Source organism: Fischerella sp., assembly GCF_013388695.1.
Classification (GTDB): domain Bacteria; phylum Cyanobacteriota; class Cyanobacteriia; order Cyanobacteriales; family Nostocaceae; genus PCC9605.
The window spans coordinates 1-7,608 of record NZ_JACAEU010000052.1 but is presented as its reverse complement, the minus strand read 5'-3'; the positions used below and the strand labels follow the sequence as shown (position 1 = coordinate 7,608).

Annotated in this window: 6 protein-coding genes and 1 tRNA gene; 1 reads left to right on the top strand and 6 read right to left on the bottom strand. The window is 43.1% G+C overall.

Translation table 11 applies throughout. The features are described from left to right. Positions 1 to 130: 130 nt before the first annotated feature. From HXY43_RS07705 to HXY43_RS07680, 6 genes are all read right to left on the bottom strand, one after another. Entirely contained in the window at positions 131 to 1,417 is a 1,287-nt protein-coding gene (locus tag HXY43_RS07705) for a hypothetical protein (protein ID WP_290881869.1), read from the bottom strand. Between the two features lie 183 nt (positions 1,418 to 1,600). Further along, positions 1,601 to 1,674, bottom strand: a tRNA-Arg gene (locus HXY43_RS07700). A 369-nt stretch (positions 1,675 to 2,043) separates the two neighbouring features. After that, the gene (locus HXY43_RS07695) at positions 2,044 to 2,706 is read right to left on the bottom strand and encodes an NYN domain-containing protein (RefSeq protein WP_026732657.1); all 663 of its coding nucleotides are present in this window, start codon (positions 2,704 to 2,706) and stop codon (positions 2,044 to 2,046) included. Positions 2,707 to 3,293: 587 nt separating this feature from the next. Continuing rightward, entirely contained in the window at positions 3,294 to 5,321 is a 2,028-nt protein-coding gene (locus HXY43_RS07690) for a chromosome segregation ATPase (RefSeq protein WP_290881865.1), read from the bottom strand. Between the two features lie 155 nt (positions 5,322 to 5,476). Then, positions 5,477 to 6,382, bottom strand: coding sequence for an Hsp33 family molecular chaperone HslO (gene hslO / locus HXY43_RS07685; protein WP_026732659.1), 906 nt, complete (start codon positions 6,380 to 6,382; stop codon positions 5,477 to 5,479). 343 nt (positions 6,383 to 6,725) lie between these two features. Beyond that, positions 6,726 to 7,139 carry a hypothetical protein gene (locus HXY43_RS07680; protein WP_290881861.1) on the bottom strand — a complete coding sequence of 138 codons (414 nt, stop codon included), beginning with the start codon at positions 7,137 to 7,139 and terminating at the stop codon, positions 6,726 to 6,728. 274 nt (positions 7,140 to 7,413) lie between these two features. Between HXY43_RS07680 and HXY43_RS07675 the strand changes: the two genes are divergently transcribed. Continuing rightward, positions 7,414 to 7,608 (top strand): hypothetical protein (locus HXY43_RS07675; protein WP_290881858.1); only part of this gene is annotated, 195 nt, incomplete at its 3' end.

Here is a 7,608-nt window from a genome sequence, read left to right as displayed (position 1 = left end):
GGTTAGTGGTTAGTGGTTAGAGGTTAGTGGTTAGTGGTTAGTGGTTAGTGGTTAGTGGTTAGTGGTTAGTAGTTAATGGTTGTTAACTATGCCCAATGCCCAATGCCCACTCCCCCACTCTCCCCATCTCCTATTCCCTACTCCCTTCCTCAAGACGCCTTTGCCACTCTGCGTCAATTTGGGCACTACGCTCAACTTCTTGTTCTAGCAAGTCAGTCTCGGTAGAGTACACCAAATCTTCTTTGCCGATAACTTTTTCTGCTGCAAACTGCTGTGCATAACCGATTTTTTGCTGTAATTGAGTATCAGCACTTGCCAATACCCTTGCTCTTGCTTGTCTTTGGTGGTTGCGTTCGGCAATTTTACGATTGCGCCACTTAATCCAGAAATAACGCACTAACGGCAAGGCTAAGAAACCTGTACCATAGCCCAACAGCAGCCAGTAAAATCCTTGGACAAAAGCTACTAGTCCACCTAATACAGCAGCTGCTGTACCATCTCTCAACAAACTTCCTAAGATTAAAGCACCTACAAAATTGACTACACCCAATCCAGCACTTAAGAGAATTTGTCCTGACGAAGCAGCACTAAACCGCCAAGGAAATTCCTCTAAATAGGATTTTAAGGAGCCACGACGCTTTTTAGCAGCACTTACTTGTAGTTCTGGGAAATAATAGACAATCTGCCCTTCAGGACTTACCGTCGGTTGTCCATTAAAGCGAGTCAAAACCGGCAGCATGTAGTCTTCATACTCTTGTTGATATTTCTCACCAATATCATCAAGATAAGGAGATATTTGTTCGGCTACCACTGCACCTTTGTTATTGCGAATGATGGCGGCAATTTCTTGCCAGCGCCGTTCTTCTAAGTTGGCATTAGGATTACCATCGCCAAACAAAAACGAAAATACAGCTTCAAAGAAATTCAGCTCGCTTTTTTCCTGCCGTCGTTCTTGGTAGTAAGTGTCGTAATTAGGGCTGAGATACCAGAAGAAATTAGGGAAATAGAAAAAGCCCCCTCCAAAATCACTACCGCGATCGCTGCTATCGCGATCGGAGTTCGCAGACATAATGATAATGAGGATGGTGATATAAATCAAGGCGATGGAAACAATCAGGAAAATGCCAAAAGAAATCCTAATCAGGTAAAAAAGAACCTTCCAGACTTTTTTCCACCATTCCTGCAACTGTAAGCGCAAGTATTTGTTACGTAAAACATCTCGAAAATTGCGCGGAAATTGGTAAACAATATCACCTGATTCTGCAACTTGCATATGTCCGCCAGCATCAGATGCAAGGGCTAATAATCCTTGATTGGCTATCTCGACATTCAAGCCTGCCTGGGTTGCCACATCGCCCACGGTAACGCGGTAGCCCAATCGTTCAACAGCTTGCATGATGGCGGGATTGGGAGCCATTGCTCTCCCCTCCTAATTGAAAACAACTCTTTCTTATTCAAGTATAAAGTTTCATTTTTAAAGACTTAGCAAGAGGAAAAAACTGAGCATACATACCCAGCTGCTTTGGGCATCCAGTTCTGAAGTTAGCCGAATACAGCCCTACTGTTGTTGTGTTGGGTTATTGTGATACTGCAAATAAAACGAGCGCGGAGGGATTCGAACCCCCGACCTACAGAACCGGAATCTGACGCTCTAATCCACTGAGCTACGCGCCCTTGCTTCGTCTAATTATACGACGTTAACAGATGAATTATAGCATGATTAAGAGAAACGAGAAAGAAATTTCCCCTTTCCCGCAGTCTTTGAAAGTGCTTTTTGTCCAGATTTCAAAAATGAGTGTCGCGATCGCGATGCAATCTCTGAATATTGATTGCTTTGTTGACATCCGTTAGTGGACTGCTGAGGGAACACAACAGGTAAACAGCTAAAAAGCTTCACTAATTGAGAAAATTCTCATTAATCTTACAGAAAAAGCTAACCTAGCTATCAAACCGCATTTCAAATTAAAACAGTTCAACCAAAGCGATCGCATTAAAGAAATAAGAATTCCTCTGTTCGAGTCTCTAGTCCCTAATCCCAAGCTTCTACATATAGCTATTAGCTGGGGAAACTTTTTGAATTTCTTCTTTAATGCTATCGAGGTCAATAAAGCAGTCAGCGACATTAATTAAATTGTCACTTGTCATCGAGCGTAGACTAACAATTTCAACCCTCACGCCTTTGTAGGAAACAGCGTTAACAGCATAAGCGAGGTCTCCATCTCCACTAACTAGAACCACAGTATCGCAGTAGGAAGCTAAGGTCATCATATCTACGGCGATTTCTACCTCCAAATTGGCTTTTTTAGAACCATCAGGAAACTGAACTACATCTTTGGTCACTACACGATAGCCGTTGCGACGCATCCACAACAGAAAACCCTGTTGTTTTTCGTTGGTGCGATCAACACCAGTGTAGAAAAAAGCGCGCAACAACCTGCCACCTTTTGCTAAATGGGAAAGTAGTTTAGAGTAATCAATTTCAATACCTAGTTGCAAAGCTGCATAAAATAAGTTGGAGCCATCAATCAAAATAACTACTCGACCACGATTTGATAAATTATAAATTGAACTTTCTCCAGAAACATCTGGTATTTCGAGATTTTCATCTTGAAAATCTATTTCAATCAGATTTTGTTCCTGGTATAGCGGTTGGTGTCGCCATCCTTGATTTTGAGTGTTTTTTTTGTTAAAATCGGTGGTGTTCATTAAATTGCCTCAAATCAGAATTCAAAAATTTTCTTGAGATAAACAGGAAGTCAAAAGCTGTTGTTAGTGGCGCTAGAGCGCATTCAGCTTTTCTAAAGTTTGCCTATATTTTGGTGCATCACGATCTTTTCCAACTAAATTATTCAGAACAGCATTTTGAACCACAATATTACTGCCTAGCGAAAGATGATAGCTCATAATTCCAAAAATGATAATCTTTGCTAGGGTTAAACTTTGGCATGAAATTTTGTCAGATGGTCTAACTAGCAATTAAATCCCCTTTATAACATATGTATCGTTAATTCAACAGATTGTAGTGAGGGGTATCTTCCCCCCTACGGTAAATCTTATATAGACACGCAGTAATTTCTCTGCCAATTCCTTTGGGGCAATCCTTACTTAAGTTGGCACCAATGCCAATATGTCCACCACAAAAGAGTTTGACGTTGCTGAATAATGAGATGATTGAGGCTGACGCGGGGATACAGTGATTATTGTTGGTGCAAATTCCAAAATCATCTCGCAATTATGCAACGCCAAGAATTTTAATAATAAGAATTAAATATACAACTTGGATGTGTTTCAGCTTACTGCTGTTGTTCAGGTGTTGATGGCATCAATGGATTGAATTGTTGTTCTGGCTCTGGATTAAGAAACTGACGCCAAGAACGGATTTGCTGTTGTGCTGCCCTGTAAGCTGCTGTACCACGTGGAATGAGGCTGGCTGTCTCAATCCCTCTTGATATATCAGCTTCGCCCTGAGAACGCGCCATGTCTAACAGTTGCTGACTCCATCGGTCAATCGCTACGTCGATCTCACTGCGTAAAACGCTGTTACGAGGCACTTGCTCTGCTATATTAATTGCCTGTGCTAAAGCTTGCGGAGTCCCAGTCAATGCTACTTCTCGCGCTCTCTTCCAATTTTCGCTATCGCGAATTTGTCCGCGCCAATCATTTATAGCTGCTTGGGCTTCACTAGAAAGTGCCCTTCCCGATGTAATCTGTTGAGCGGTGTTAATTGCTCCGGGGAGATCGCCATTACTAGCTAGTTCTCGTGCTTGAGTCAAATAAGGCTGGTCTTGAATTAACTGAATCTTTGCCGTCCAAATAGCAATTTTTCTTTGTGCTTCTCGGTATAATGCCCGACCGCGACGAATTTGATTTGCCTCAGCGATCGCTGCTTGTAAAGAGTTAACATCCTCAAACGAAGCAATCTCTTCGGCACGTTCTAGAAAAGGTCTATCTTCAATTGTTTGAATCTCAGCAACCCAGCGATTAATTTCTTCTCTTGCTTCTTCGCTGCGGGGATTGCTATCGGGGACTTGTTGTGCTTCGGCAATAGCTGCGGTCAAATCGTTAATTGTTCCTTGGCTAGCCAGCATTCGCGCTTTTTCTAACTTGGAGACATCTTCAATTTCTATTTGCCAACGAGCAATTAGCTGTTGTGCTTTGTCGTAAATTGCCCTTGAGGGGTCGATTTGTTGGGCTTGGGCAATTGCTGTCTCTAGACCAGCAACATTACCTATCCAAGCATTAGCTTGCGCTTCTGCCAAGGCAATAAAATCTTCAGTTTCCGACTGTAATCCAGTACTCGGAGGAATTTGCTGAGCAATGGAGATGGCTTCATCCGCGTTGCGTTGATCTAGCTTTGTCTGCGCTAAATCAAGCATCTTGCGTCCTAATTCTGGAATTGCCTCTTGAGCCTTCTGATAGACGTAGCTATTTGTTCCGATTGATTCTACCAACTTGATGGCTTTGAGTAAGTTATCCACATTGTCGGTTTGTGCCAAGCTTTCAGCTTTGATGAGCTTGTCGCCATCTTCCCGAGCAGTAGTAATTAGGCGATTTAATTCGTCGTACTTTATACTTGCCCAGAATTTATTCTCGACTCGCAGCAATTTAGCGGCAGCCATAAATGCGTCGTGCCAGTGTTGTTCGCGCATTTCGTCTTCCGCTTTTCGGTAGATATTTTCTGCCTCAGACCAAGTTGAGTTCCATTGGGAAATTTGGTCTTTTACCAGTGTGCGGGTGGGGACATCTTCGGGGATTTGATTGGCAGTGGCGATCGCTTCTTCTAGTTTGCCTGCTTGAAAACTATTATCTGCTAGTTTCAAAATATCTCGCGACCATTGTTCGATAGAACGGTCGATTTCTGTTCGTAAGGGATGGCTGTCTGGCAGTTGTTTGACTAGGGCGATCGCTTGCAGCAGGTCTTTGACCGTTTGCTTGGATGCTGCTAGTTGGGCACAATGTAGGCGCACCGACGCACTCGCAAGCGGCCAGAAAATTGATGGGCAGTTGGGGGCAGATGGCAACTTTAATAGCATTGCCATTGACATATACGCTATGGTTCCAGGAACTAGCGTTAGCACAAACGCCCACAGAACCCAACTTGTTAACAAACGTGGCAATTTCCCAGAACCACGACCACCTGAAGGTGGTTGTTTGAAATTGCTTTGCTTTGAGCGCTTCACAGGCTTAGAGTCGGAACCAGTAGTTGGCACATCAGACTCTTGAGTTTCACCAATCTGCCGTGTTTGGGATAATCTTGTCATTGTATCTGGCTCTCTTGTTCTGCCTAGTGACCAACTTTCTGGAATATCCCGCTCTGTCATCTCTCACACCATCATAAATTAACAGCAATCTGCTTTAAATCGCGACTTCGATTGTTGCCATAGTAACCTTCTCCTTAGGAAAAAGCTACCTCTTGCAATCTCTTACCTCCATAGATATCATTACAAACCCCAATAAAAGGTACTATTTTATACTTTTATTTGGTAGCTGCAGATTCTGCTTGCAAATCGACAATGAGCTGGGCTAAGTGGTCGCTACTTGCCTGGTAAACTGTACCACAAAAATCGCAAGTTGCTTCTGCACCATCATCTTTGATAATCATGTCTTGCAATTCTGCTTCTCCCAACAATTTCAACGCTTTTAAGACACGGTCAAATGAGCAACCACAGTGGAAGCGTAGCATTTGAGTTTCAGGAAATATTACTAACCCCATATCTCCCAGCAAGTCTTGGAAAATTTCTGTTAAAGACTTGCCAGCTTGTAGCAAAGGAGTAAATCCTGTTAAAGCAGCAACTCGTGATTCTAAGGTTTCTATTAAAGCTTCGTCCCTGGCTGCTTTGGGTAACACTTGCACCAGCAAACCGCCAGCGGCGGTTACTCCATTTGGTTGCACGAATACACCTAAAACCACAGCTGAAGGTGTTTGTTCGGAAGTGACGAGGTAATGAGCCACATCATCTCCGATTTCACCAGAAACGAGTTCAACTGTACTGGAGTAGGGGTAGCCATAACCAATGTCGCGTACGACATAGAGATAGCCCTCACCAACTGCACCACCAACATCTAGCTTACCTTTAGCATTTGGAGGTAACTCAATTGCTGGATTTTCTACATAACCGCGTACTGTGCCATCTAAGCCTGCATCTATCAGTATACCACCCAAAGGCCCATCACCCTTTACCCTGATGTTGACTCTAGAGCCAGTTCGCTTCATGTTGGATGCCATCAACAAGCCTGCTACCATAGTCCGACCTAGGGCAGCGGTTGCTACATAGGAAAGCTTATGGCGCTGTCGTGCTTCTTCTGTCAGACGAGTCGTGATTGCGCCTACTGCACGAATCCCGCCATCGGCTGCTGTGGCGCGAATTAACTGATCCGCCATGAAAAACCTTACATTTCTTTACAACACTCTCTATTTTAAGTTCACAGCTTGTAGAAAAGTCACCAAATATAAAGAGTAAGGATGAAGGATGTCCGTATTGGGAGAGAGCGGGTTTCCGTAAGGAGAGTAAAATGAGACGATAGGTTTGTAAGCTCGAAGTGAGCTATGACTGAGCCAAGATGCCCCAAGCCAAAAGTCTTTCTTTATGGACGAATACTGTGCAATCTACTAGAATCTATTTCCAGAAGTTAGAAGTTTTGAAAGTTTTAATAACTGCATCTATAGCTGTAAGTAAAGTTGAGTATGGTTTTGAGGCTTTTCAAAAGTTAATCGCTATGTAACCCTATTGACTACTGGTTCCAAATTGGGCACGAGTTTCGTCAATAATATCTTGCATCAAGGCTGCGCTTTCCAAATCTCCCTTAGCGGTATATAAATCTTTGGCTTTTTGATAATCTGCAAGAGCTGCATTTATATTATCTGTTGCGATATGCGTAGTTCCTCGCTCGTAGTATACCTCCGGGATGTTGGGATCGAGATGATTAATTATGTGGGTGAGCTTGTCGTGTGCGTTGTGATGTTCTCCTTTTAGCATATGATCCAGTGCCTGCCTAGAGTGGTGCTGGATCTCCGCTTCATTAGCTGCTGAGTTTTCAGGAACAATCAAGGTTGTTCCAAAAAAAATCAAGATTGTTCCAACAAAAAGAAGTAAACCCACAAAGAGCTTCCTTAACACTCGTCGTTCTGATACTTGCATTGATTGTTCAACCCTCAACTCTATATTTGACTGAAACCTGATCGGCAAAACCAGCCAAGAGTCTTTATATCTCGACTCTTTAGTACTACAACGAGAGATTCAATTTGGTTTGAGCACGAACCTCTGTTCTATCAGTTTTTGAGCGATCGCCCTTTTTTAGAACTAGCGCCTACAACCTTTATTGCTTCGTCAAAGTCTCGTTAAATAGCATTTGTGACCGTTACAACCGAAGCAAGGAGCATAATAAACTTCACTTGAATATAAAAACGCCTTTGTGGTTGATGATGAGGCTTCTTTTCTATCAAGAACTTTCTGCTGCATCGATGCTTCTGAGGATACAAGGGTAAAAAATTTGACAACTCCCCGCCGTAGAACGGCGGAGATTCTTCCTTCACCCAACATTGCCTCTAAAAGCAGTGCCTTTAGATGGTCTTACACGTTGTCCAGAAGCGGTAGCGAGATGCCCTCC

What these genes read in the sequence shown, in the direction of transcription:
- HXY43_RS07695 (WP_026732657.1), bottom strand. Translation starts at nt 2,706, where the DNA reads ATGAACACCACCGATTTTAACAAAAAAAACACTCAAAATCAAGGATGG.
- HXY43_RS07690 (WP_290881865.1), bottom strand. Translation starts at nt 5,321, where the DNA reads ATGACAGAGCGGGATATTCCAGAAAGTTGGTCACTAGGCAGAACAAGA.
- hslO (WP_026732659.1), bottom strand. Translation starts at nt 6,382, where the DNA reads ATGGCGGATCAGTTAATTCGCGCCACAGCAGCCGATGGCGGGATTCGT.
- HXY43_RS07680 (WP_290881861.1), bottom strand. Translation starts at nt 7,139, where the DNA reads ATGCAAGTATCAGAACGACGAGTGTTAAGGAAGCTCTTTGTGGGTTTA.
- HXY43_RS07705 (WP_290881869.1), bottom strand. Translation starts at nt 1,417, where the DNA reads ATGGCTCCCAATCCCGCCATCATGCAAGCTGTTGAACGATTGGGCTAC.